The organism is Asticcacaulis benevestitus DSM 16100 = ATCC BAA-896 (assembly GCF_000376105.1).
GTDB lineage: Bacteria > Pseudomonadota > Alphaproteobacteria > Caulobacterales > Caulobacteraceae > Asticcacaulis > Asticcacaulis benevestitus.
Window position 1 is genome coordinate 1 of sequence record NZ_AQWM01000009.1, and the last position, 25,119, is coordinate 25,119.

Genomic DNA, 25,119 nt, shown 5'->3' on the forward strand with positions numbered 1-25,119 from the left:
AAAAGCGGTCATGGGCGTAACTCCTGTTTAATTCTTATGGTCGAGGAACCAGGCGTAAAGCGCCGGATTCGCATAGGTGGCATCCCAGGCATTGTGGTTGCCATCGGGATAGACGGTGTAGGTGATATCGGCGCCGCAGACCTTGGCGGCATCGACGAGCGGTCGCTCATCGGTGATCGGCACCACATCGTCCGTTTCGCCGTGGAAGGCCCAGATGTGATTGTTCTTGAGGGCGCAGGGCGTTTTCGCGTTGGAATAGCCAGAGACCGGCGCGATGGCGGCGAAGCGCCTCGGCTGGTGAATGCCCCAGGCCCACGCGCCACCGCCGCCGAGCGACAGGCCGGTCAGGTAGATGCGGTGTTTATCCGCCGGAATGCGCGCCTCGGCGATATCCAGCCACTCTTTCAGGCGCTTCGGCTCCCATTCTTCGTCACGCGGTTGCTGTGGTGCCAGGATGATGAACGGAAAGTCCGGATGCGCCTTTGCATAAGCCCATGGCCCCGGTCCCATGACGCGCGTGACATCGCTGCCCGCTTCGCCGGAGCCATGCAGGAAGATAATCACGGGCGCCTTGCCGCCGTGATAGCTGGCCGGGATATATTCCATGTATTGCACGGTGGAACCGTCGCGCAGCCTGACCACTTGGGGCGTAGCTCCACTCTTCAGCATATCGTCTGAAGTGGTGGCGCAGCCTGTGAGCGCGAGAGCGGCCAAGGCCAGCAGAAAAAATCTCATCCCTTTACACTGCCCGCAAGCAGCCCTCTCACATAATGCCTTTGTAAGGCTAGAAACAACAAAATGACCGGCGCGATGGTGACCGTGGCGCAGGCCATCACCATGCCGGAATCCTGAATGTGCTCCTGCGACAGGGCGGCGATGGCCAGTGGCAGGGTGTAGGTGTGATCGTCCGACAACACGATCAGCGGCCACAGGAAATCGTTCCATGCCGCAAGGAAGGTGAAGACGCCGAGCGTGACGATGATGGGCGACAAATTGGGCAAAACAATGCGCCGGAAGATCATCCATTCCGACGCGCCGTCGACGCGGGCCGCCTGCAGCATCTCGTCGGGCAGGCCAAGCGCATATTGCCGCACCAGAAAAATCCCGAACAAAGACGCCATGAAAGGCACCACGACACCCGCATAGGAATTGAGCAGGCCCAGCATCTTAAGCTGAAAAAACAACGGGAGCATGGTCAATTGCGCCGGAATAACGACCAGGGCCAGCAGGAACTGGAACAGCTTTTCACGCCCGCGGAAGTGCAGTTTGGCGAAAGCGTAACCGGCCGCGACATTGAAGGCCAGCGACAGGACCGTGGCCAGTGACGCGACCAGCAGGCTGTTGACCAGAAAACGCCCCATGCGCTGATGGGCAAACAGGTCGGCATAGTTGGCCAGGGTCGGGTGCTGCGGAAAAAGCCGCGCCGGAAAGGCGTCGGCCTCGGCCTCCGGCATGAAGGACATCGACACCATCCACAAAAGCGGAAAGATGGCGACGAGGGACGCCGCGATCAGCAGGCCGGTGACCCAGATTTTTTGCAAGCCCCCCCTCATGCGAACACCTCGTCCGATTTCGGGCGCAGGAAGCTTAAGGTCATCAGCACGGCGAAGAGGATAAAGGCCGTGGCCGAGGCATGGCCCAGATTCCACCACTTGAAGCCGTCCTCATACATGAAATAGAGCAGCGACACGGTCGATTGCGCCGGCCCGCCCTGCGTCATGACATAGGGTTCAGCGAAAAGCTGGAAATAGCCAGCCACGGTCAGCAGCGCCACCATCCATAAGCTCGGCGCTATGCCCGGCAGGGTGACGTGGACGAAGCGCTGCCATGGCTCCGCGCCATCGACGCGGGCCGCCTCATAAAGATCATCGGGGATACGCTGCAAGGCCGCCAGCAGGATAAGCATGTTGTAGCCGAAATTCTTCCACACCGAGAACAGGATAATGGCGGGCATGGACAGGTGCGGATTGCCGAGCCAGTCGACCGGCCTGAGGCCGATCACCATCAGGAACTGGTTCAGCCAGCCATATTGCGCATCTAACATGTAACGCCAGATGACGGCGGCGGCCACCAGGGTGGCGACATAGGGCGCGAACAGGGCCGTGCGATAGAGCGCTTTCAGGCCGATGCCCGGCACATTAAGCGCCATCGCCATGGCCAGAGACACCATAATCGACAGAGGGGCGCCAACCAGCGCGAAATAGCAGGTGTTGCCGAACGCCTTCCAAAACAGCGGTGTCTGCAACAGGCTCACATAGTTGCCAAGGCCGATAAAGCGCAGATTATGCAGATCGGCCAGGGTGTAGATATCGAAATCGGTGAAGCTCATGATCAGCGCGCCCAGCACCGGCGCCAGGAAGAAGACCGCCAGCACCAGCATGGCCGGCGAGATAAAGACATGACCGGGGGACAACTCCCGAAGCAGGGCGCGGGTCATGCCACCCCCCTTTGTTCCAGCATGGCGCGGCGCTTGGCTAGCGTGGTCCAGGCGAATTCGTCCAGCCCTTTGAGCGCCGCGTCCAGGGTGGTGATACCACGCACCACGCGCTCAAGCGCCGCCACCATCTCGTTGGCGATGCGCTCCCATTCCGGCACCTGCGGCGGCGGGCGCGTGCGGTTGAGCTGGTCGAAAAAGGTGCGCGACCGGCTGTCCTGCATCAGGCCGGTCAGGGGCCAGGCGGCCTGATCCGCCGGCAGGTCGCTGGTGGCGGTGTAGAAATCAGCCTGCTGGCGGGCGGCACACATATACTGGATGAAGCGGAAGGCCAGATCCTTCTTTTTCGAGGCGCGCGGGATGCACATCGACACACCGCCGGCCGAGGACAGGCCCGGCCCCTTGGGCCCCGGCATCGGCGCGGTGGCCCAATCGTTTTGCATCGCCCTGGGCAGCCGGCGAGCGAATTCGGCCAGGTTCCACGGCCCGGTGATGAGGAAGCCAAACTCTTCGCGTGCGAAGGCCGAATAGACGTCGGTGACCTCGGAATGGGTAATGCGGTCAGCAAAGCCGCGGTCGTACAGAGAGGCGGCGTAGACGAAGGCGGCAGCGATGCTTTTTTGCCGGAAACCGCCGCGCGTATCGGAATCGATCAGGATCGGTTCATCCGCCTGCAAGCAGAAGGCGACGAGAGGTTCATACTCGGCAAACGGCAGCAGCAGCGCGTGGCGACCGTTGCGCGACAGGGCGGCCAGTTGTTTATCCCAGTCGGCCCAGGTGCTGGCGGCGGTCTCGAAACCGGCCCTTTGAATCAGTCGGCGGTTATAGAACAGCAGGCGCGTATCAACATACCACGGCACACCCAAGATAGCCGACTCGCCGGAAAAGCTCGGTATCGTGACTGAACGCCGGGCGCCTTCGAAGAACTGATCAAGCCGGATCGTGCTTTTGGCAAGCCTGTCGTTGAGCGGTTCCAGCGCGTTCAGCGCTGCGAACTCGGCCACCCAGGTGTTGCCAAGCGCGATGACATCGGGAAGATTGTCGGCGGCGAAGGCCGTCAGCAGTTTTTCATGCGCCGCGCCCCATGGCAGGGCCTGCACGCGCACCGGCACATCGGGATTCTGGGCCTCGAAGCGGACGCCGAAAGCATCGAGCGCCTCGCCCTCCACCCCCATGGCCCAGATGCGCAAGGGACGGTCAGTCCTGGCGCACGCGGCTGTGCCGAGCGCTGAAAAGCTCGCCAAAGCCAGTCCAAACCTGCGCCGGTCGGTGATCATCAGGTCAAAAGCCACGCACCTGTGGGGGCCACGGGTTTGAAGCCCGCCGCGAGAAACGCCCGCTTCACCAGAGGGCGGGTGAGCGGACTGCGGTTGAACCTATCCCAAACCAGGCCGGAGCGATAGTTTTCCAGCATGGCCAGGATCGGCCCCTGATCGATGCCGAGATATTCACGCGCCACCCAGCCGGCGCGTGCATGCACTCTTCCGGTCGTGGACGTTCGCCCGGTGGCGCCGTAGGTCGGGTTGAAGGCATCGTAGAAGCCGAGCCAGCCATAGAGATCATCGCCGTAGCGCCTGACCATGGCGTGCGCGGCTTGGCGGCAGATCTCCGGCGCGAAGGGGATGGAGCCCAGCGCCGCAGTTGGCGCGATGGTGCCGTCATCGAACGACTCACGGTCGCCGGTCTGCGGACCACGCGCGCCGTATTCGTGAAATTCGACCATGCGGCCATCCGCCATGGCCTTGATATTGCCGGGCCCGCGCGAGGCCGTCAGCCCCCAGATATCCGGCCCATAGTCGCGGTAGCCAGCGGGATTTTTGATGGCGTAGTTGCGCTGCGCCACCGTGGCGCGCTGCGAATTGATGAAATAGTCGATGCCCTTGCCGCGCATATAGGCGTCGGCGATGCCGCGGAAATCATACCAGACGTGGCTGTACTGATGACCGAACATGGGCGAAAAACCGAGGTGCGGTTCACCGCCATGCGTGCCCCAGTTGCCCTCCAGCGTCGCCATCCAGCTTTGCCAGGCCTTGGCCGGCAGCGGATGGGTGCGCGCCCCCACACCCAGCAGATAGACCAACATCCCCTCGTTATACCGGCTCCAGTTGCGATCGATCAGGCCGCGTTCGTCATGGCCGTTCAGCCCTTTTTCCGGGTGCCAGCCCATACTGACCAGGCCATTGTCGCGCATCATGAAGGTCCAGTCGACGCGGTCATAGATCTTCATCGCCAGGTCGCGGATCTCGGCCTCGATCGCGCTGTCACCGTCGAAATAGGCCGCCGCCGTCAGCGCCCCGCACAGGAACAGGGCGGTATCGACGCTCGACAGCTCGACATTCCTGAAGCGCGCGCCGCTGTCCATATCGAGGAAGTGGTAGAAGAAGCCCTTTTGACCGGCCATGCCCGCCTCTTCCGGCCCCTGCGGCGCGTTCCATAAGGTGCGCAAGCTTGTCACCACCCGCCCCGTCGCCTCCTCGCGCGTGACGTAGCCGCTGTCGTCACCGATGCAATAGGCGGTCAGGGCAAAGCCGGTGGCGGCGATGGAACAGAAGTTGGGGTTTGGCCAGTTGTCTGCGGACAACCCGTTGACCGGATTGGCGCTTTCCCAGAAATAGTTGAAGGTGCGACGGTGAATATCGGCCAACACCGTATCGAGCACCACAGGCTTCGCCACCCTTGATGTTTTGGATCTTTTTCGGGTGGCAGCGCCCCCGCCAGATGCCGCCAGCAGGCCGGCCGCGCCTGCGCCCAGCAAAAGAGATCGTCGCTCAAAGCCGAACCGCGAAACCATCACTTTTCCCTGCAAAGTCACCGATTTTCCGGCCTTCCACGCTCGGATGTAAACGCTTACAAATTTGTTGTCAACGCCGATATAAGCGGATACACCTGCTGAAAAGCCAAGATAAAAAGCCAAGATAAAAAGAAGGACAAGGGGATATGGCGCTACGTTTTCCGGACGGCTTTTTATGGGGGTGCGCCACGGCCGCCTACCAGATCGAAGGGGCGCCGGAAGCCGATGGCAAGGGACCTTCTATCTGGGATCGCTTCGTTCATACGCCGGGCCTGATGCAGGACGGCGCCACCGGCGATGTCGCCTGCGATCATTACCATCGTTTCCGCGAAGACGTCGCCCTCATGAAGCAACTGGGGATGCAGGCCTATCGCTTCAGCCTGTCGTGGTCACGCATCCTGCCAGAAGGCGCCGGTCGCGTGAACCCGGGCGGTCTGGCCTTCTATTCCGACCTGATCGATGAACTGCTTGCCCACGGCATCGAGCCCATCATCACCCTTTACCACTGGGATCTACCGGCGGTGCTGGAGGATCAAGGCGGATGGCTCAACCGCGCGTCAAGCCAGTGGTTCGCCGACTATGCCCGCATCGTTTTCGAGGCCTTCGATGGCCGCGTCAAAACCTGGGCGACGATCAACGAGCCCTGGGTGATCAGCCACGAAGGCTACCTGCGCGGCACGCTGGCGCCCGGCCATCGCAATCTGTTTGAAGTGCCTCTCGTCTCGCACAATCTGATGCGGGCGCATGGCGCGGCGGTGCAAGCCTATCGTGAGGTCGGCCATCACGCGATCGGGCTGGTGGTCAATATCGAGCCGAAGTATCCGGCCACGCCTTCCGAGGCAGATGCCGCTGCCGCCCACCGCGCCTCAGCCTATATGAACGCGCAATATCTCGATGCAGCCCTGCTCGGTCATTATCCGCCGGAACTGCGCGAGATCTTCGGCGAGGCCTGGCCAGAGCATGATCCGGCCGATTTCGATCTGATCCGCCAGCCGCTCGATTTCATCGGCGTCAACTACTACACCCGCGCCGTGACGCGCCGTGACGACCATGACTGGCTGCTTCAGGCCGGCGTGGTGCGGCAGACGCAGGCCACCTACAGCGAAACCCATTGGGAGGTCTTCGCGCAAGGGCTGACCGACACGCTTGAATGGGTGCGCGAACGCTATGGCGATATCCCGCTCTACATCACCGAAAACGGCGCCGCTTTTTTCGATCCGCCAAAAGCCGAAGGCGGCCGTATCCGCGATCCCTTACGCACCGATTACCTGCAAAAACATCTGCTGGCGGTGCACGCGGCTATCACCCAAGGAGTCGATATCCGCGGCTACATGGTGTGGTCATTGCTGGACAATCTCGAATGGTCGCAAGGCTACAGCAAGCGCTTCGGCATCGTCCACGTCAATTTCGAGACGCTTGAACGCACGCCGAAAGACAGCGCCCGTTACTATGCACAAGCGATCGCCCGCCACGGCGCGATCCTCGCCGAGCCACTTTGAGGGGGCCTAAATGACACGCAGCGCCGATCATTTTGTCATACTGGGCGGCGGCACCGCCGGCTGGATGGCGGCCGCCTGCCTCAGCCGCCTTCTGTTCCGCGTGCCCGGCAGCCCAAAGCGCGTCACGCTGGTGGAATCGGCCGAGATCGCCCCCATCGGCGTCGGCGAGGCCACCATTCCGTCGATCCAGGACATGCTGCGCTACCTCAATATCGATGAGGCCGATTTCGTCAGCGCCACCGACGCCACCTACAAGCTCGGCATCCGTTTTCGTGACTGGCGCGTCGCCGGGTCCGATTTTTTCCATGGCTTCGGCGAACTGGGCCCGACCATCGAAAATCTGCCGCTATTCCAGCACTGGCTGAGCGAAAAGATCGCCGGTCGGCCAGTGCCGCCGCTGGAAGCCTTAAGCATGTCGGCGCAACTGGCGCTCAACAACCGCTTCGCCAAGCCCAAGCAAGATGGCAATTCGCCGCTTTTCATGGCCGGTTACGCCTACCATTTCGACGCCGCCAAGGTGGCGACCTATTTGCGCGACTATGCCGAGGCCAAGGGCGTTAAGCGTATCGAAGGCCACGTGGCCGAAGTGGCGCTTGCTGTCGACGGTTCGGTCAATAGCTTGCGCCTGACAGATGGCCGAGACATCACCGGCGACTTTTTTATCGACTGCTCCGGCTTCAAGGGCCTGATCATCGAGAAAGCGCTGGGCTCGCCTTTCGAGGACTGGTCGCACTGGCTGCCTTGTGATCGCGCCGTGGCCCTGCCCTCGCAGTCCATCGCCCCGCTCCAGCCCTATACGCAAGTCACGGCGCGCGACGCCGGCTGGACATGGCGCATCCCACTGCAATCGCGCATCGGCAACGGTTATGTCTATGCCAGCCGCTTTTGCGACGCGGCACAGGCTGAGCAGACCTTGCGGGGCGCACTGGAAAGTCAGCCTCTGGCAGAGCCACGTCAAATCCACTTCACGCCTGGCCGCCGCAGGGAAGCATGGGTCAAGAACTGCCTGTCGCTCGGTCTGGCTTCGGGCTTTCTGGAACCGCTCGAATCGACCAGCATCCATCTGATCTTCGCCAACCTGTTCCGTTTCTTCGATCACTTCCCGCGCGACATCGATTCAGCCGTGCTGCGCCAGACCTATAATGACCGGTCGGTGCGCGAGATCGAGGAAATCCGCGATTTTCTCATCCTGCATTACTGGGCGTCAGCGCGGCGCGATACGCCCTTCTGGCGTTATGTCACCGCCATGGACATTCCGGATTCGCTCGGCGCCAAACTGGAGGCCTTCCGCACGCAGGGCAAAATTCTAGCCGACTATTACGACCTGTTCAAGCCGGCAAGCTGGATGGCCATCTACGACGGCATGGGCTTCACACCTAAAGCGCCCGATCCGCTGGCCGATCTTGTGCCGGGTGATTTTTCGCGCCGTGTGCTGCAAAATGTCACGCAAGGCATCCGTCAGGCCGCCCTGGCCGCACCGCCCCACGAGGCCAGCCTCGCCGCCTTGCTCAGGCGGCCTTTGTCACCGGTTTAAGACGCGCCAACGCCCGTCCCTCGCTGTCGAAAAGATAGGCGCTGGCCGGCGAAAAATGCAGGGCGATGATATCGCCGTGCTGCGCAGGACGATCACCGGGCAGCAGGGCGCATACCGGCTGATCAACGCCCTTGATCGCACCATAAACCGAATGGGCGCTGCCCAGCCGCTCGACCACATCGACCGTCATGGAAAGCGTATTGGCGGCTCTGGCCGTGCCGAGCGCCTCGGGCCGTACGCCCAGCGTCACCGCCTGGCCGGCACGCGCCTCACCCGCTGCTACGGCGGCGCTGACCACATCGCCCGACACCAGCCCAACCTTGACGCCCGTCTTGCCGACCGAGACGATCTCGCCCGCGATCAGGTTCATGCGCGGCGAGCCCATGAAGGACGCCACGAACAGATTGCGCGGCGCCTCGTATATCTCCATCGGCGTACCGATCTGCTCGACCCTCCCGGCATTGAGCACCACGATGCGGGAGGCCAGGGTCATGGCCTCGATCTGATCGTGGGTGACATAGATCAGGGTGGTGGCCAGTTCGCGGTGCAGGCGCGAGAACTCATGACGCATATGGACGCGCAGACCGGCATCGAGATTGGACAGGGGCTCATCGAGCAGGAACAGGCGCGGCTTGCGCACGATGGCGCGGCCGATCGCCACGCGCTGGCGCTGACCACCGGACAGGGCGCGCGGCCGGTGATCGAGCAGGGACTCTATCCCAAGCAGGCGCGCCGCCGCCTCGACCGCTGCCCTGACCTCGACCTCCGGTGTTTTGGCCATGCGCAGGCCGAACGCCATGTTGTCGCGGACATTGAGGTGGGGATAGAGGGCGTAGGACTGGAACACCATGGCGACGCCGCGCTCGGCCGGCGTGGCGTCGAGCGCGCTACGGCCCTCGATCCGGATATCGCCGGCGCTTGGCTGATCGAGACCAGCGATGAGACGCAGCAGGGTCGACTTGCCGCAGCCGGACGGGCCGACAATGACGATGAATTCGCCGTCCGAGATGGCCAGATCGATGGCGTGCAGCACGGCCTGCGCACCGAACACCTTCCCCACCCCCACAAGCTCGACATCGGCCACGTTACGCTTCCCTTTTGGGGGAGACTACTCACGAACGCGCAGGACCACAAGCGCAGCCAGAGTGTAGCGGTCGAACCTTCAGCCCATCAGGCCCTGGCTGCGGGCGAAATTAACGAAAAGCTGCGGCCAGATATGGTAGGGCTGGTCGAGATCGTGCTTCATGCCAAAGCCATGACCGCCCCGCGCGAACAGGTGGGTTTCGACCGTAATCCCCTTAGCTTTCAGCGCATCGCGGAAGACCGTCGTATTGGCCACCGGCACGGTCGTGTCGTCTTCGGCATGGGTCAGGAAAACCGGCGGGGTCCGGGCGTCAATATTGTGATCCGGCGCATAACGGGCGATCTGTTCAGCCGTGGCCGGGCCGCCAAAAAGCGAAGGCGCGGTGCCGTCATAGGCAATGGCCGGGTCCAGCGACTGCACCGGATAGATTGGTGCGGCCAGAGACGGGCGAGCGTCGAGCGCATCGGCGTCATCAACGGGCGTATAAAGCGCTTGCGCGTGGCGCGTCGCCAGCGAGGCAGTGATGAAGCCGCCGGCACTGAAGCCGATCACGCCGACGCGCTTGGGATCGAGTTTATACTGCGCAGCATGTTTGCGTATCAGACGCATGGCGCGCTGGGCATCGATCGTGGCGACATCGGCCTTGTTGTCCCAGCCGTCATTGGCCAGCCGGTAAAACAGCACGAAACAGGTGATGCCATGCTGGTTGAGATAGTCGGCAAGCGCATAGCCTTCATGATCGAAATAGTTCCACCAGAAGCCGCCGCCGGGGATGATCAGCATGGCGCCGCCCGTGGGATTGGCAGCCGGAAAAACCGCCATGCGCGGCTTTGATATGCCCTGCACGCGGCGGAACTTGATCGCCGGATCAGTCGAGGTTTCCTCAACCACTTCCTTCATATCGGGATGCACCTGGCCAGCGACGCCCTTCGGCCACAGGTCGATGGTGGCGGTGGGCGCGGGCCAGCCGGGCACCACCTTGGCCGTATCGGGTGCTGCGGTCTGAGCGGCGGCGGCCGTAGCGGTCAGCGCCAGGGGAGCAAGCAAGAGCGAACGGCGAAACTTATCCATATGATCTCTCAATAACCTCAATGACGTGGCGAAAATGGATGGTTTTTGAGCATCGCCGCGGAGCGTACTTAAGTACGTGAGCAGCGAAGCGCAGAAAAGTGTCCATTTGCAGACCATCAGTGGGGCGTTATTCCCATCAGGTTACGAAGTGACTCTTTCGATGCCCCCGAACCGGCGAAATCGTCAAAGGCTTTTTCGGTGACGCGGATGATATGATCGCGGATAAAGGGCGCGCCTTCGCGGGCGCCATCCTCTGGATGCTTCAGGCAGCACTCCCATTCCAGCACGGCCCAGCCATCGTAATCATACTGCGCCAGCTTGGAGAAAATGCCCTTGAAATCGACCTGGCCGTCACCGAGCGAGCGGAAGCGGCCGGGGCGATCCACCCAACTCTGATAGCCGCCATAGACACCCGAGCGGCCATTGGGATTGAACTCGGCATCCTTGACGTGAAACATCTTGATGCGTTCGTGGTAGATGTCGATATAGCTCAGATAATCAAGCTGTTGCAGAACGAAATGGCTGGGATCGAACAGGATGTTGGCGCGCGCGTGGCCGCCAACCTCGTCGAGAAAGCGCTCGAAGGTGGCGCCATCGTGCAGATCCTCGCCGGGGTGGATTTCATAGCAGCAATCGACGCCGGCGTCCTCGAAGGCATTGAGGATCGGCTTCCAGCGCCGACCAAGTTCGGCAAAGGCTTCCTCCACCAGACCGGCGGGGCGCTGCGGCCACGGATAGAGATAGGGCCAGGCCAGCGCGCCGGAAAAGGTGGCGTGCGCCTTGAGGCCGAGACGCTGCGAGGCTTTCGCCGCGAGCTTGACCTGCTCGACCGCCCAGGCCTGACGCTCCTTCGGTTTGCCATGCAGGGCTAAGGGCGCGAAACCATCGAACAGGCTGTCATAGGCCGGATGGACGGCGACCAACTGGCCTTGCAGGTGGGTCGAGAGCTCGGTCACCGACAGGCCGTACTTGCCCAACATACCGGTGATCTCATCGGCATAGGCCTGGCTTTGCGCACACTTTTCCAGATCGAAAATCGCGGGCGAAGACGTCGGGATCTGCAGGCCCTTGTAGCCGAGGCCCGACGCCCACTGCGCCATGCTTTCCAGCTTGTTGAAGGGGGCGATGTCGCCGAGGAATTGCGCCAGGAAAATACCCGGGCCTTGCATTTTACGTTCTTTGGGGGTTTTCACAGCAGGGTCTCCCAGCTTTTGTTGCGGCTTGAGGTGATGGCGGTCTCGATAAAGGCCATGCCGCGCACGCCGTCTTCGATGCCGGGTACGAGCGAGGCCTCCCCCGTCATGACCTGATGAGCGAAATCGCTGTAGAGCGTGGCAAAGGCTTCGAGATAGCCCTCCGGATGGCCGGCCGGCACGCGCGCGCCGTAAGACACATAGGGCGTGCCGGCGTGCAGGATTTGCGTCGGGGCATCATGCCAGTTGAGCGTCAGGGTGTTGGGCGTTTCCTGCGACCAGTCGAGCCCGCCCTTCTCGCCATAGACACGCAGGCGCAGGCCGTTGCGATCCCCGGCGGCGATCTGCGACGCCACCAGCACGCCGCGGGTGCCATTATTGTAGCGCAGCAACACGTTGCAGTCGTCATCGAGCGTGCGTCCCGACACCACAATACCGAGATCGGCGCTCAAACTTTCCACCTGCGCACCACTGACGAATTCGCTCAGGTGAAAGGCATGGACGCCGATATCGGCGATGCAGCCGCCAAGGCCCGACTGGCGCGGATCGGCCCGCCAGTCCGCCTGTTTTGAATGCACGTCCTGCGACAGCCAGCCCTGGCTATACTCGACCACGATCTTGCGGATCTGGCCGAGCCGGCCTTCGGCGATCAGTTTTCTGGCCTCGCGCACCAGCGGATAACCGCTGTAAGTGTAGGTTAGGGCATAGTGCTTGCCGGTGGCCCGCACCACATCGCGCAGGCGCAGGGCTTCTTCGAGATTGAGCGTCGCCGGCTTGTCGCACAGCACATGAAAACCCGCCTCCAGCGCCGCTTTGGCGATCGGGAAGTGGGTGTCGTTGGGCGTGACGATCGACAGGACGTCGATGCGGTCCGGGCGGCGCGCCTCTTCGCTGAGCAGGGCCTGCCACGACGGATAGACGCGATCGGGCGCAAGGCCGTAGCCCTCGCCCGCCTGCCGGTTTTTACCCGCGTCGCGACTAAAGGCGCCGGCGGTCAGGGCCAGCCGGTCATCGAGCCGTGCCGCCATCAGGTGTACCGGCCCAATAAACGCGCCGGGCCCGCCGCCGATCATGCCGAGTTTGAGTTTGGTCACAGGTATCGTCTCAACTTTTCTTGTTATGATTTTAGTGATCGCCGATGACGACCGGTTTGTAGCCGCCACGGCGCCGGAACCACAGCACCATGCCAAGGAAGATGACGAAGGTCAGGACCGGCAGCAGGGCCACCTCTTTCAAAGCGTCTTTCTTGGCGCCGGTTGACAGGCCATCGAGCACCGCCTTGTCGGCTTCGGGGGCGGCCGCCACCTTGACCTCGTCGAGCGCCTTGTACTTGCCAAAGACGCTGACCTTTTCCTGCGTCAGATAGGTCTCGGTCAGGGCGCTCTGGTGCTGGGCATCGTGACGCTTCAGACCTTCGCGGGTCGAATTGTCCTGCGCAGCCCCCAGCAACACCGAACCGACAATACCCGCCGCCAGCATACCGCCGCCGGCCAGCATGTTGATCGCCACGGCGCCGCCCTTGGGGAACTGCTCCGAAGCGACGCCGAGCGAGGTGCCCCAGAAGAAGCTCTTGCCGATGCCGTAGAAGGTGGCCGCCGCCAGGATCATGCCGCCGGTCGCGCCCGCCATCAGGAAGAGGCCGGCGGCCGCCAGAGCCGAGGCCATGGCCAGGACACCGAGCGGATTAAGCCACTTGATCAGCGGGCCGGCGAAGATGCGGATCACAAAGACGAGCGCCGAGGTATAGATCAGCACCCAGCCGGCCTGCAGGCCGAGCTTGGCCATTTCCGGCGCCATCAGCGAGGAAATCCAGCTATCGGTCGACAGTTCGGTGACCGCCAGCGGCATCATCAGCAGCACCAGCAGGATATAGAGCGGCCGGCCCGGTGCGCGTGAGAAGAAGGCATAGATCAGCGCCAGCACCACCGCGCCGCCCATGGATATGAGCGTACTGAGGCCAAAGACGCGCCCGACTTCGAGCATGATCAGGGCAGCCAGGATAAAGGCTGAGATAAAACCGGCCTCGCCCAGCATGGTGCGATAATCGACACCGGACGCGACGCGCTCCGACACCGGGAATTTGCGGCCGATCAGCAGCACCGTATAGACCAGGACAGGAATAATCATCAGGCCGACCTTCACGCGCCAGTCGAAACCGCCGATATTATCCAGTCCCATGGCCAGCAGGCCACCGAGGATCATGCCGCCCGGCCAGGCCGCGTGCAGGCGGTTCAGCCATTTCGACTTGTCGTGGCTGAACAGCGTGGCTATCAAAGGATTGGCGGCGGCTTCGACCGCGCCATTGCCCAGTGCCATGATGAAGGTGCCGGCGTAGAGCGACCAGTAGCCGGTGGCGGTAAACAGAAGTCCTAGGCCGACGATATGACAGATGGCGGCGAACCACAGGGTCAGGCGGAAGCCGATCTTGTCGATGAACAGCGACAAGAGCACGATGGTGATGGAGAACGGCCACAGGCCGACACCGAGCAATTCGCCCTTCTGGGTTTCCGACAGGGCGAAATCAACACCCCAGTTATCGATAACCAGCGCGCGCAGGATGAAACAGAAGGAGGTGGCGGTGATGGCGGCGAACGAGGTGGCGAACAGCCAACCGTTGCCTGTTTGCCGCGCCATGCCTGTAGACGTGTCCATGAAATACCCCTGTCTTTGGCCGATCGCGGAGAGTCATCCTCGCCCCGGCCTTTTTAATGTTTGTCGTGAGACTATTGGTAATCGATTACAATCGACTTGGGAAGAGGCTAGTTTAACTCCCGCCTGCCCCGTTTACGGGGAAGCGGGGCAGGCGGGCCGTGCCGTGTCAGCGCGAAGCCCGCAGGGCTGGTGTCGCTGACGGAAGGGGCTTCTTTTTTGATACGGGGATCGCCCCCTCCGTCACGGACTTCGCCGTGACACCTCCCCCGCTTCGCAAGGGAGGATGAAGGGTAAAAACGTCTGAAATGATGTTCGTGAACAAAAAAAGGCGGGACCATAAGCCCCGCCTCTTCCGTCTTACATAGGGCCGCCGCCATGGCCGCCCCAGTTGCCACCACCCCCGCCCGGGCCGCGTGGCCCGTTCCAGCGCGGCTGATCGCCGTCCTTCTGGGTGCTCGGGCCGCCCAGCGTATAGCTGAGGCCCACCATAAACACCTGACCTTGCAGGCTGCGATAGGATTCGCTGTGGATGCTGTCGGTATCCACCACGGTGCGGAACTTGGCCGTGCGGAACGGGTCCTGCAGGGTCACGACCAGCGCCGCCTTGGGCGTATACTGATGACGATAGGACATATTGCCCATGCCGAACGGGCCGGTATAGCCCTGACCGGTCAGTTGCTTGCCGCGACCGAAATAGCTGATCTGGAAGCGATCCTTGGTCGTGGCGTTATAGTCCATGCTGATACGGCCGCTCAAGGTGGTGGCTTCCTGCTCACCGGTGGTCGGCGTGGTCAGCTTGTTCCAGGCCAGGTTGCCGTTGACGCGCACACTGATCTTGGCGGACAGCTTGCCGTCGAAATTGCCTTCGAGGCCGCCGGCTTCACCCGAACCGAGATTGCGCTTGGTAGTCAGCAATACCGGCGTATCGCTCGGATTGGCCACCGGCAGGAAGTAGCTGTAGCTGGTGATGCTATCTTCGGTTTTGCGGTAATAGGCGCGGATCTGATAATTGACCTTGCCGCTCTTTTCATAGCCCGCCTCGAACGAATCCGTTTCCGCCGGCTTCAGGTCGGCGTTACCGGCCGAAACGTTCTGCGGATCTTGATAGGTCTGGAACGGATTCAAGTCCTGCGGACTTGGACGCTGCAGACGGTGCGAATAGGAGAAGCGCAGCTTGGTCGTATCGTTCAGCGTATAGGTGGCGAAGGCGCTCGGATTGAACTTGGTGTAGCTGATATGGCTGGTGGTATCATCGGCCGTACCGGGAACGCCGAAATTCTCCGTGTCGAGATCAAGCGCCTCGGCGCGCAAACCGCCCATGACGATCCACTTTTCACCGATCGGCGTCTGCCAGGTCATATAGGCGGCGCTGACCGTTTGTTTATAGGCGAAGCTGTTGGTCAATCGGTCGTTGTCTGTGGCAGGCACGCCCAATACATCAGGCCCCGTCGCCGTATTATTAAAGCTGTTGTCATCCTGGGTGATCTGGAAACCGGTGGTCATTTGCGCGTCACCGAATGGCCGCACATAATCGACCGTCAGAACGGCATTGTGGAAATCACTCTGTACCTTGCGGGTTTCGCGTGTTGTGTCCGAACCATCGGTCGGATAGTTCAAGGCATCGGTTGCCGTATTGCCGGTCGAACGGCCAAGGCGCAGATCCGTTTTCAGCGTCTCGCCGGTCAGCGCACCGGTGTGATCCCAGCGCACGCCAAAGCTGAAGTCATCGCGCGGGCCGGTCACCGCCGAATGACGGGTGTAGCCACTGGTGAAGTCGCCATCCGCATTATAAAGCGCGTAGGTGTCGTCGCTGGTATTGTCCATCTCCCGGCGCGAATAGCTGGTCTGCGCCCCGATCTGATCCTTGTCGGACAGGTTATAGTCGATCCCGGCATTGGCCGAAATATTGTCGTTCTTGCCTTCCGAAGCGCCGACTTGCTCCGTCGTCGATATGGGATCGCCATTGGCGTCGAGACGTGACTGGACCGAGCCCGAACGGCTGGGGCGCACATCGTGGCGGATGTTCAGACCGCCGCTGAGGGTGTATTTGCCGCTGTTGCGCGCGCCGTTGATCGAGGCGTTGTAGCGCCCGTCACCGACATTGGCGTTGACGGCGCCGGTGTTGCCGGGTTTGCGGTTCTTGCGCATCACCAGATTGATGATGCCGCCGGAGCCTTCCGAGGAAAACTGCGCGCCGGGATTGGTCATCACCTCGACCGAGTCGATATCGCCCGACGACATGGATTGCAAAGCGCCGGCGCGGTTATCGCCCTGCATCATCACCGACGGCTTGCCGTCGATATAGACCTGAACATTGGAATTGCCGCGCAGGGTGATATTGCCCGTCGGATCAACATTGACCGACGGCACCTTGTTGAGCGCATCCGATGCCGTGCCGGTGGCGCTGTCGATATCCTTGGTGTTGTCATAGACCTGACGGTCGATCTTGTTCTGTGGCTTCTTGCCCGTCACGGTCACCGTCGTGGTCGGATCGGCGGACGGCTCCGCGGCCTGAGCGGGTGCCGCCGGCGCGGCGGGCGGCGCTTCCTGCGCCTGCGATTGTGTCACGCCGGACACATATCCGCCGAGGATAAGGACACCCAGGCCGGTGGTTGTGAAAAACGTCTTACGCATGGCGCTCAGCCCCAAAATAATCGCAGGAAATCCGGTGCATACAGGCATTGTCGGCCTTTTGTATGACCGCTAGGTGTCCTTCTAACGACCTTGTCAGACAATTCCGTCGTCGTTTTTATACAACGCCGTTATAAAGTGAGGGCGTGACTTTCAGGACACACGTGCCCCGGCAGGTCAGTCGGACATGGCCTTGGCCAGATCGCTGAGAATGGCACGTAGCTGCGTCATGCGCTCTGCCCCGATCCTGGCGCTAGAGTGTGCCTCGGCATCAAGACTCAGGTCGACCAGGGCTTCCCAGACCGCGCGGCCGCGATCCGTCAGAACCACTAGCTTGGCGCGGGCGTCGCTCGGATCGGGCGCTATGGTGACATAGCCCAGATCCGTCAGGTTGGCGGTGAGATAGGCCATGCTCTGCTTGGTCATGTCGGCCCGTTCGGCCAGGTCGGAAACGCGCGACCCCTCAGGTTTGATATAGCGGAAAACGCTGGAATGGGCCGGGCGGACATCGCTGAACCCGCGTTCGGCAAGGGCTGCATAGACCTTCGTCTGCAAGGCTTCGTAGGGCTTACGCAACAGGGCACCCAGGGTAACGCGGGCTTCGGAAATGGTGGTATTGTTCATTTTTCTGCTTATGCCATGTTGACAGTCTATCTGTCTATATGTATTTGGACAGTCGTTCTGTCTATATTCGTATATCTGAGGAGACTTAAACGTGATGACCCTGACACCCGCCGAAATCAACCTGGCCGTCGTCAACGCCCATATGCAGGGCGAAGCGAGCGATCCGGCTTCGATCATGAACCTGTATGCCGACGGTATCGTGCTCGAGATGCCCTGCCGCGACATGCGCCTGACCGATCTGAAAGACATTGAAAACAATTACCGCGCCCTCTTCGGCGCCATTAAAATTCTGTCGATGCAGCCGCTCGATCGCTTCGCCACCCATGACCGCGTGGTCGATGACTGCATTGTGCAGTTCACCGTCACCGGCAAGGGCTACGCCAAGCTGCCCTATCCGGTGGGCGCCATCATCGAGCTGCGCCTGCTGCACGTTTTCCACATGAGGGACGGCAAGATCGCCCGCGAAAACGTTTTTGAAGCCTGGAAGCCCATTCAATAGGAGCCCGATCCATGACCTCCGCATGGTTTCTGCGTTTCGGCGTCATCTTCGCCCTCATCGGCCTTGCGCTTGGCATCTATATGGGCAAGGCGCATGACTTCACCCTCATGACGGTCCACGCCCACATCAATCTCGTCGGCTGGGTATCGTTCTTTCTAGCCGGCCTGTTCTATGCGGTCAGACCCGCCGCCGACAACAGACTGGCAGTGGCCCATATCGCCGCTGCCCTGCCGGGCATGATCTCGCTCACCACCGGCATCTTCGGATCGGTGACAGGTCAGCCCTGGGGACCGCCGGTAGCCATTCTCGGCGCCTTTCTGGTGCTGGCGGGCTTTCTTCTGTTCACTATCAATGTCTTCCGCCATGCCGAGGGTCCGCGTCAGGCATAAAAAACGCGGCAGAGTGTCCCCTGCCGCGTTCAATAAGGATAGGCGAAGCGCTGCGTCACCAGAACAGCGTGTAGAGCGCTATCAGGATAACGATAACGCCCACAGCCAGCACATTGAAGCTGGTCGTCGTCTTGAAGCTGACTCCTTCCAGCGACAGGGTCGAGACCGGCTTCTTGTTCGGCACGACCAGCGACACCAGCACGCACAGCAGGGTGGTGGCGACGAAGACCCAGCCGACACGATTCATGAACGGATAGTCAGGCTGGAGATAGGACCAGATAGCTGAGATCAGCACGCCGCCAAGAATGGCCGCGAAGGCGCCCGCGGTCGAACACCGCTTCCAGAACATGCCGAGCGCGAAGATGACCACGATGCCCGGCGTAAAGTAGCCGGTGAAGTTCTGGATGAACTGGAAGGCCTGATCGGTCTTACCGAGCAGCGGTTGCGCCACGGCGATGGCGATGGCGACCGCGATGACCGACACGATACGACCGACCGTCACCAGCGATTTTTCGGTCAGTTCCGGCTTGAGCGGCTGAATGATATCGATGGTGAAGATGGTGGCGATAGAGTTGATCTTGGAGGCGGTCGAGGAAATGACGGCAAAGGTTAGGGCTACGAAGACGAGGCCGAGAAGACCGGACGGCAGCAGCTTCATCATTTCCGGATAGGCATGATCGGCCACTTCCAGATTGGGTGCCAGAAGCAGGGCGGCCATACCGGGAACGACAACGATCAACGGCATCAGCAGCTTGAGATAGGCGGCAAAGGCGATGCCCTTTTGTGCTTCCTGCAGCGACTTGGCGGCCAGCGCCCGCTGGATGATGTACTGGTTGAAGCCCCAGTAGGAGATGTTCATGATCCACATGCCGCCGACGAGCACGGCGATACCCGGCAGGTCCTTGTAGAAGGGCGACGACTTGTCGAGTATCATGTGGAAGTGTTCGGGGAAGTTGGCGCGCAGCTTGTTGAAGCCATCGGCGAAACCGGTGATGTTGGCCTGGCCACCGATCTGGGTCAGGGTGATGCCTGCGATGATCAGACCGCCCATCACCAGCAGGGTCACCTGCACGATATCGGTCATGGCCACGGCCTTCAGGCCGCCGGAAATCTGATAAAGCAGCGCGAAAACACCCAGCGCGATCAGCACAGGTACCGGATCAATCCCGGTCACCGTCGTCACCGCCGTGCCGCCGAGCCACAGGATAGAGGTCAGGTTGACGAAGACGTAGAGGATCAGCCAGAAAATGGCCATCAGGTACTTCACCGACGGGCCGAAGCGCTGTTGCAGGAATCCCGGCATCGTCATGACGCCGTTCTTCAGGAAGACCGGCAGGAAGTACTTGCCGACGATGATAAGGGTGATGGCCGCCATCCATTCATAGGAGGCGATGGCAAGACCGATGCGATAACCAGAGCCCGACATGCCAATGATCTGTTCGGCGGAGATATTGGCGGCGATCAGCGAGGCGCCGATGGCCCACCACGGCAGGGTGTTGCCAGCCAGAAAGTAGCCCTTGGACGAGGCTTCTTCCCCCGCCTTACGGCGCGAGACGACCTGAGCCAGGACGAAGATGGAGACGGCGTAGAAAAGGACGATCCAGATATCGAGACTTTTCAAAAAATTCGCCGACGGCAGGTATTGAGCTAAATCAGGCATGTTTCCCCTCTTGACCCGTTTAAAGAGCCTTAGATAATATTATCATACAATTGACACAGCTTCACGGCTGAAGCAATCACCAATCCCAACACGCCAAAGGCGGCGATTTTTTCCCCGCTCTATGAAAAAAGCCTCCCCGCATTTAAGGGGAGGCTTTTCTGTTTTACTTCGCAGGACAGGTAGCATCACCCTCATCGGACGCCAGTTTGATGCTCGAATAGCTGAGCTTTAGCGGCTGCGATGAGCTTAGGGAAAACGGCACGCCGACCGTCTTCGGATCGAGACCGGCCGCCACGAAGCAGTCGAGCGTGATCTTCAGCGTCTTCCATTGGCCTACCGGCGCGGTCAGGGCCGAGGCGATGTCGATCTTCTTTTCCGAAGCCAGATCGGCGCCCATGCCGAGCAGGACCGGACCGGTTACGGCTGCATCAAGACGATAGGTGATGCCCAGCGTCATCTTGCCCGTGGTCTGGCGGCTGAGATCGACCGGCGCGGCCGTCGTGATCGCCGCCTCGCCCGGCGCTTCACCGCTGAAGACAAGCGCGCGGCCGCCTTCCTGCTTGTTGTCGGCGTCGATCGTCGATTGTGTCACCACGCCATTGGGGCTGCCGAAGCTGGTCAGGTCGCCCTGATGGCTGCCGGAGGCTTCGATCAGGCTGAGCTTCCACGGCGCCTTGATACGACCGGCGGCGAAGTAGGTATCGACATTGACCACGGCGACATCGTGCAGGCCGGACTCTTCCGACAACTGCGGCACATCGCCGATATCGGCATAGGTCAGGCCATAGCCATAGGCGAACAGAGGATCATAGCCCATGGTGCCAACATTGAGCGGACCCTGGTTGGCGGTTTTCGGCCACGAGAAGGTCAGCTTGCCCTTGAAATCATAGCGCGGCTGGCGGTTGAGATCGCCGACGATGACATCGGCGATGCCGCCGCCTTCGGTGCCGGGCAGCCACGCCGCCACAAAGGCGTCCGAGGCGTTGATTTCCGGATTGGTCCACAGCGGACGGCCCGACAGGAAGATGGTGACCACCTTCACGCCCTGCGATTTCAGCTTGTGGATCAGCTCCAGATCGGTGCGGTCGCCAGTCTGATAATCGAGGTTCGGGCGGTCGCCCTGGAACTCGGCATAGGGGTCTTCGCCGATGACGACGACGGCCACATCCGGCTTTTCCTTGTAGAAACCGTTGTCGCTGAGCGACACCGTGCCACCGGCTTTTTCGGCGGCTTTCGAGATGCCTTCATAGATGGATTCGCCATTGGGGAAGTCGGCGCGCGTGTTACCGGTGCCCTGCCAGGTGATCGTCCAGCCGCCGGCCTGCTTGCCAATATCGTTGGCGCCGGAGCCCGTTACGAGTATACGCGCACCGGGATCGATCGGCAGGACATGGTTCTCGTTCTTGATCAGGACCAGCGATTCCCGCACGGCCTGACGCGCGATGGCGCGGTGTTCCGGCGAGCCGAGTGTGTCCCAATGGCCCGACAGCGGACGATCGAGCGGCGCGCCTAAGGTGAACAGGCCGCCCTTGATCTTGGCGCGCAGGATGCGGCGCACCGCATCATCGAGGCGCGACATCGGGATCTTGCCGGATTTCACTTCGGCGAGGGTGTTGGTGTACATGCCCTTCCAGCTATCGGGCGCCATGAACATATCGACGCCGGCGTTCATCGCTTCGGGACAATCGTCATTGGCGCAGCCCGGCACCTGGCCTTGGGCGTTCCAGTCGGTGATGGTGAAGCCGTCGAAGTGCATGCGCTGCTTGAGCGCACCGGTGATCAGGCGCTTGTTGGCGGCCATCTTGATGCCGTTCCACGACGAGAACGAGATCATCACCGACAGGGTGCCGGCCTCGATAGCCGGCGGATAACCGGCGCCATGGATGCGGGCCAGATCGGCCTCGTTCATCTCGGCATCGCCCTGATCCTTGCCATCCTTTGTGCCGCCATCGCCAAGGAAGTGCTTGGCGGTCGACATGATGTGGCCCGGCTTGACGCCATTACGGCCGCCATCTACGCCCTGCAGGCCCTCGACCATCTTGCCGGCATAGGCGGCGACATCGGCGGGGTTTTCCGAATAGCTCTCATAGGCACGGCCCCAGCGCTTGTCGCGCGCCACGGCCACGGTGGGCGCAAAGGTCCAGTCAACGCCGGCGGCGGCCATTTCCGCCGCGGTCGCCGCGCCGATCTTGCGGATCAGCTCGGGATTATGCGCAGCGCCCAGCCCGACATTGTGCGGGAAGATGGTGGCGCCGACGAGGTTCGAGTGGCCGTGTACGGCATCTATGCCGAACAGAAGCGGGATCGGCGCCTTGCTCGGGCGCTTCAGCGCGGCGCGCCAGTAGTCATCGGCCAGTTTCAGCCATTGGTCGGGCGTGGCGCGTTCGTTCTGGCCGGGCGAGGAATTGCCACCGGCCAGGATCGAGCCGAGCGGATAGGTTTTCAGCTCTTCGGGGGTGATGAAGTTGATATCCGCCTGGATAGTCTGGCCGACCTTTTCTTCCAGGGTCATGCGGCTCATCAGGTCTGTGATCTGCGCCTCGGTGGCGGCATCGATCAGACCGGCATCGCCGAGCTTGGGCCATGCTGGATCGACCGCGATCAGAGCTTCCCTGACCACCGCGGGCTTTTTGGCAACGGCCTTCTTCGCAACGGCCTTTTTCTTTTTCACCGTCTTGTGGGCGGCGGCTTTCGCCTTGGCTTCCGCCACGTCGGGGATGCCGAAGCTCAAGGCGCACAACACACCGAGCGCCGCGCCCAGCATCAGGACAGATTTGTGGGCGGATTTGTATGTTTGATCAGGCATAGTGCTCCTTTAGCGTTCTTCCACAGCGTTTTTTTTCTTTGACCTGTAACACGACCCTGACGCGATAAACAGTCGCGTCAAAAACCTTATGCGGCACGTCTCCCTTATCCGGGCAACTTCTTTGTAACAAGGGTTGGAAGCCAGTTTAATGACAGCGCTATCAGCCAGCGTCAAGTGTGGATAACTTCGTCAGGGAAACGAACGGCCGCCGTATACGTTTACATGGAGCGCAAGCCGGAGCGTCAAAAATATATTTGTTTTCATAATCTATTTGACAGCGTTGTCAGATTTGATATGAAGGAAGCGTCTTATTCATCCGGCCTGACGAATTCTATGATTTTGGCGGTTCGGGTTCTGTGTTTAAAACCATTGCGCGTTATGGCTTCTTTCCCTTTTTCATAGCCGTTTCACGTCCGTGGTTTTAAAGCGTCTTCTTAAATGTGGCATTGTTTGGAAGACACTGGCCTTATATCCCGATGAACCTTTTTGGTTCATCGGGTTTTTTTTGCGCTTTTTTGTCTCCGGACAAGCCGGACGCCGGGTGAATATGCCGGACCACATACCCAAGCGATTTAGTAGACAATAGCCAGCGATCTTGCCATAGTCCCCGCACAATCTGGCAAAAAGGAAGTGTTGCATGCGTTGGACCTCGATTATACTGGCTGGGCTGATGGCGGTAAATCTCGCGGCTTGCCAGCGCCATCCCTCCGACAAGGCGCAGACAGAAAGCGCACAGACACAGCAAATCGCCTGGCGCGAAGGCGATGTCGATGACGCGCTTGCCGAGGCCAAAGAGAGCGGCAAGCCGGTGCTGCTCTATTGGGGCGCCACGTGGTGCCCGCCGTGCAACCAGCTCAAGTCCACCCTGTTCAAGGACCCGGCCTTTGTCGCCCAGACGCGCAACTTCATCCCCGTCCATCTCGATGGCGACACGACCGGCGCGCAGAAGTGGGGCGAGCGCTTCGGCATCAGCGGCTACCCGACCGTCATCGTGCTGAACGCCGAAGGGGCCGAGATCACCCGCCTGTCGACCGCCGCGCGCCTGCCGGAAGTTTTGCGCGTCGCCGCCGCCCGCACCACGCCGATCGACGCTTTGTTTGACAAGGCCGAGAAAAGCCCGACCGCCCTCTCCCCGGATGAATGGCAGATCCTCGGAGCGTTTGACTGGCAGAACGACCCCAAGCGCGATCATGCCCGTACAGCGGCATTGCTGGAAAAACTCGCCGGCGCCGCCCCCGAAGGCGCGGTCAAGCGCCGCTTTTCCCTGCTTGCCCTGACCGTACGGGCCGAACCGGGCGCGGATGGCAAGTACGCGCTGAGCCCGGCGCAACAGGCGCAGGTCGAGCAGCTCGTGCCAGCCATCCTCGCCAACAGCGATGAGGTCATTGTCAATCGACAGGAGCTTAGCTATGCGATTCCGTCGCTTGTGGCGGCCTTGCCGGATGCAGCCCGGCGCGCGACGCTTGGCGCCTCGCTGATCAAGGGGCTTGATCGTGTCTACCGCGATGACAGCCTGCCCCTGCCCGACCGTCTGGCCACGGTCAATGCCGATATCGAACTCGGCAGGACGGGCGAACACGTCTCAAAGACCGTGCTGACCAAGGTGCGTGAGCGCGCCGCGTGGGCCGACAAGACCGCCAAGGACGCCATGGTGCGCCAGTCGGTTATCTCGAACGCGGCCGGCCTGCTCCACGAAGCGGGCGATGACGCCGGGGCAAAAAATCTGCTGGAAGCCGAGCTGAAACGCTCAGCCTCGCCCTATTATTACATGCTCGATCTGGCAAGCCTCGCCGAGGATAGCAAGGACGGTCCGGCGGCGATCGCGTGGGCGCGCAAGGCCTATGAAACGGCGGAAGGCGACGCGACGCGCGTCCAGTGGGCCATCGCCTATTCCAAGACCGTTTTGCGTCAGGCGCCCAGCGACAAGGCGGCGGTGGAGGCCAGCGCCCAGGCGGTGATCGACGAACTCGGCAAGAATTCCGGCGACTATTATCAGCGCACGCGCGTCAAGGTCGATGCCTGGGGCAAGCTCCTGCGCACCTGGAGCGATGGGCATGACGGCAGCGCCATTCTCAAGCGCCTTGATGCCAGAATGATCGAGGTTTGCGCCAAACAGGGCGAAGCGGCGGCGACCTGCCGGACTTGGGGCAAGGCGGCGTAATATCGGGGCATAGATCACTCTGCAGACGGAAGCGCCTTTTTTCGGTCCCTATTTGTCGCTTTAGTAGCAGGGCTGGGTGAAGGGCGAATTC

Annotated in this window: 19 protein-coding genes; 5 read left to right on the forward strand and 14 right to left on the reverse strand. The window is 61.3% G+C overall.

The annotated features are described in order from the left end of the window. Positions 1–27: 27 nt before the first annotated feature. Genes B060_RS0111370 through B060_RS0111390 form a run of 5 tightly spaced genes read right to left on the reverse strand, consistent with a single transcriptional unit; the run spans position 28 to position 5,225 of the window. Positions 28–735 (reverse strand): carboxylesterase family protein, encoded by a 708-nt coding sequence (locus B060_RS0111370; RefSeq protein WP_018081910.1) that lies wholly within the window; start codon positions 733–735, stop codon positions 28–30. Further along, positions 732–1,541 (reverse strand): carbohydrate ABC transporter permease, encoded by an 810-nt coding sequence (locus B060_RS0111375; RefSeq protein ID WP_018081911.1) that lies wholly within the window; start codon positions 1,539–1,541, stop codon positions 732–734. Before B060_RS0111375 ends, B060_RS0111370 begins: the two co-directional genes overlap by 4 nt. Positions 1,542–1,549: 8 nt before the next feature. Next, positions 1,550–2,437, reverse strand: coding sequence for a carbohydrate ABC transporter permease (locus B060_RS0111380; RefSeq protein WP_018081912.1), 888 nt, complete (start codon positions 2,435–2,437; stop codon positions 1,550–1,552). Then, positions 2,434–3,711 carry a sugar ABC transporter substrate-binding protein gene (locus B060_RS0111385; protein ID WP_018081913.1) on the reverse strand — a complete coding sequence of 426 codons (1,278 nt, stop codon included), beginning with the start codon at positions 3,709–3,711 and terminating at the stop codon, positions 2,434–2,436. Before B060_RS0111385 ends, B060_RS0111380 begins: the two co-directional genes overlap by 4 nt. After that, complete coding sequence (locus B060_RS0111390) at positions 3,711–5,225, reverse strand: glucoamylase family protein (protein WP_018081914.1); 1,515 nt, start codon at positions 5,223–5,225, stop codon at positions 3,711–3,713. Before B060_RS0111390 ends, B060_RS0111385 begins: the two co-directional genes overlap by 1 nt. A 146-nt stretch (positions 5,226–5,371) precedes the next feature. On the opposite strand from B060_RS0111390, the gene B060_RS0111395 reads away from it, so the two are divergent. Further along, entirely contained in the window at positions 5,372–6,724 is a 1,353-nt protein-coding gene (locus B060_RS0111395) for a GH1 family beta-glucosidase (protein WP_018081915.1), read from the forward strand. Between the two features lie 10 nt (positions 6,725–6,734). Beyond that, positions 6,735–8,258 carry a tryptophan halogenase family protein gene (locus B060_RS0111400; protein ID WP_018081916.1) on the forward strand — a complete coding sequence of 508 codons (1,524 nt, stop codon included), beginning with the start codon at positions 6,735–6,737 and terminating at the stop codon, positions 8,256–8,258. Here B060_RS0111400 and B060_RS0111405 read toward each other — a convergent pair. From B060_RS0111405 to B060_RS0111435, 7 genes are all read right to left on the reverse strand, one after another. Continuing rightward, a complete protein-coding gene (locus B060_RS0111405; protein ID WP_018081917.1) occupies positions 8,233–9,342 on the reverse strand; it encodes an ABC transporter ATP-binding protein in 1,110 nt (369 codons plus the stop codon). The genes B060_RS0111400 and B060_RS0111405 overlap by 26 nt on opposite strands. A 78-nt stretch (positions 9,343–9,420) precedes the next feature. Then, the gene (locus B060_RS0111410) at positions 9,421–10,413 is read right to left on the reverse strand and encodes an alpha/beta hydrolase (RefSeq protein WP_018081918.1); all 993 of its coding nucleotides are present in this window, start codon (positions 10,411–10,413) and stop codon (positions 9,421–9,423) included. Between the two features lie 116 nt (positions 10,414–10,529). Beyond that, on the reverse strand, positions 10,530–11,582 hold the full coding sequence (locus tag B060_RS0111415) for a sugar phosphate isomerase/epimerase family protein (RefSeq protein WP_018081919.1): 1,053 nt from the start codon (positions 11,580–11,582) through the stop codon (positions 10,530–10,532). Between the two features lie 20 nt (positions 11,583–11,602). Further along, complete coding sequence (locus tag B060_RS0111420; RefSeq protein ID WP_018081920.1) at positions 11,603–12,700, reverse strand: Gfo/Idh/MocA family protein; 1,098 nt, start codon at positions 12,698–12,700, stop codon at positions 11,603–11,605. A 31-nt stretch (positions 12,701–12,731) separates the two neighbouring features. Beyond that, positions 12,732–14,258: an MFS transporter gene (locus B060_RS0111425; RefSeq protein WP_236621635.1), complete on the reverse strand. Its 1,527-nt coding sequence runs from the start codon at positions 14,256–14,258 to the stop codon at positions 12,732–12,734. Positions 14,259–14,615: 357 nt separating this feature from the next. Continuing rightward, positions 14,616–16,892 (reverse strand): outer membrane beta-barrel family protein, encoded by a 2,277-nt coding sequence (locus B060_RS0111430; protein WP_018081922.1) that lies wholly within the window; start codon positions 16,890–16,892, stop codon positions 14,616–14,618. Positions 16,893–17,066: 174 nt separating this feature from the next. Then, a complete protein-coding gene (locus tag B060_RS0111435; RefSeq protein ID WP_018081923.1) occupies positions 17,067–17,513 on the reverse strand; it encodes a MarR family winged helix-turn-helix transcriptional regulator in 447 nt (148 codons plus the stop codon). 94 nt (positions 17,514–17,607) lie between these two features. On the opposite strand from B060_RS0111435, the gene B060_RS0111440 reads away from it, so the two are divergent. Both B060_RS0111440 and B060_RS0111445 read left to right on the forward strand, forming a co-directional pair. After that, positions 17,608–18,012, forward strand: a complete 405-nt coding sequence (locus tag B060_RS0111440) for a nuclear transport factor 2 family protein (RefSeq protein ID WP_018081924.1) — start codon at positions 17,608–17,610, stop codon at positions 18,010–18,012. 11 nt (positions 18,013–18,023) lie between these two features. Then, a complete protein-coding gene (locus B060_RS0111445; RefSeq protein ID WP_018081925.1) occupies positions 18,024–18,401 on the forward strand; it encodes a heme-copper oxidase family protein in 378 nt (125 codons plus the stop codon). Positions 18,402–18,456: 55 nt separating this feature from the next. Here B060_RS0111445 and B060_RS0111450 read toward each other — a convergent pair whose 3' ends face one another. Both B060_RS0111450 and B060_RS0111455 read right to left on the reverse strand, forming a co-directional pair. After that, the gene (locus B060_RS0111450; RefSeq protein WP_018081926.1) at positions 18,457–20,061 is read right to left on the reverse strand and encodes a sodium:solute symporter family transporter; all 1,605 of its coding nucleotides are present in this window, start codon (positions 20,059–20,061) and stop codon (positions 18,457–18,459) included. Between the two features lie 163 nt (positions 20,062–20,224). After that, positions 20,225–22,867, reverse strand: coding sequence for a glycoside hydrolase family 3 protein (locus B060_RS0111455; RefSeq protein ID WP_018081927.1), 2,643 nt, complete (start codon positions 22,865–22,867; stop codon positions 20,225–20,227). A gap of 637 nt (positions 22,868–23,504) precedes the next feature. Here B060_RS0111455 and B060_RS24320 point away from each other — a divergent pair. Continuing rightward, entirely contained in the window at positions 23,505–25,028 is a 1,524-nt protein-coding gene (locus tag B060_RS24320; RefSeq protein ID WP_018081928.1) for a thioredoxin family protein, read from the forward strand. Positions 25,029–25,119 lie beyond the last annotated feature (91 nt).

Bases quoted from the DNA above. Each gene is read 5' to 3' on its own strand.
- B060_RS0111395 (WP_018081915.1), top strand. From the start codon at position 5,372: ATGGCGCTACGTTTTCCGGACGGCTTTTTATGGGGGTGCGCCACGGCC.
- B060_RS0111455 (WP_018081927.1), bottom strand. From the start codon at position 22,867: ATGCCTGATCAAACATACAAATCCGCCCACAAATCTGTCCTGATGCTG.
- B060_RS0111430 (WP_018081922.1), bottom strand. From the start codon at position 16,892: ATGCGTAAGACGTTTTTCACAACCACCGGCCTGGGTGTCCTTATCCTC.
- B060_RS0111440 (WP_018081924.1), top strand. From the start codon at position 17,608: ATGACCCTGACACCCGCCGAAATCAACCTGGCCGTCGTCAACGCCCAT.
- B060_RS0111435 (WP_018081923.1), bottom strand. From the start codon at position 17,513: ATGAACAATACCACCATTTCCGAAGCCCGCGTTACCCTGGGTGCCCTG.
- B060_RS0111400 (WP_018081916.1), top strand. From the start codon at position 6,735: ATGACACGCAGCGCCGATCATTTTGTCATACTGGGCGGCGGCACCGCC.
- B060_RS0111370 (WP_018081910.1), bottom strand. From the start codon at position 735: ATGAGATTTTTTCTGCTGGCCTTGGCCGCTCTCGCGCTCACAGGCTGC.
- B060_RS0111380 (WP_018081912.1), bottom strand. From the start codon at position 2,437: ATGACCCGCGCCCTGCTTCGGGAGTTGTCCCCCGGTCATGTCTTTATC.
- B060_RS0111410 (WP_018081918.1), bottom strand. From the start codon at position 10,413: ATGGATAAGTTTCGCCGTTCGCTCTTGCTTGCTCCCCTGGCGCTGACC.
- B060_RS0111450 (WP_018081926.1), bottom strand. From the start codon at position 20,061: ATGCCTGATTTAGCTCAATACCTGCCGTCGGCGAATTTTTTGAAAAGT.
- B060_RS0111445 (WP_018081925.1), top strand. From the start codon at position 18,024: ATGACCTCCGCATGGTTTCTGCGTTTCGGCGTCATCTTCGCCCTCATC.
- B060_RS0111425 (WP_236621635.1), bottom strand. From the start codon at position 14,258: ATGGACACGTCTACAGGCATGGCGCGGCAAACAGGCAACGGTTGGCTG.
- B060_RS24320 (WP_018081928.1), top strand. From the start codon at position 23,505: ATGCGTTGGACCTCGATTATACTGGCTGGGCTGATGGCGGTAAATCTC.
- B060_RS0111390 (WP_018081914.1), bottom strand. From the start codon at position 5,225: ATGGTTTCGCGGTTCGGCTTTGAGCGACGATCTCTTTTGCTGGGCGCA.
- B060_RS0111385 (WP_018081913.1), bottom strand. From the start codon at position 3,711: ATGATCACCGACCGGCGCAGGTTTGGACTGGCTTTGGCGAGCTTTTCA.
- B060_RS0111415 (WP_018081919.1), bottom strand. From the start codon at position 11,582: ATGCAAGGCCCGGGTATTTTCCTGGCGCAATTCCTCGGCGACATCGCC.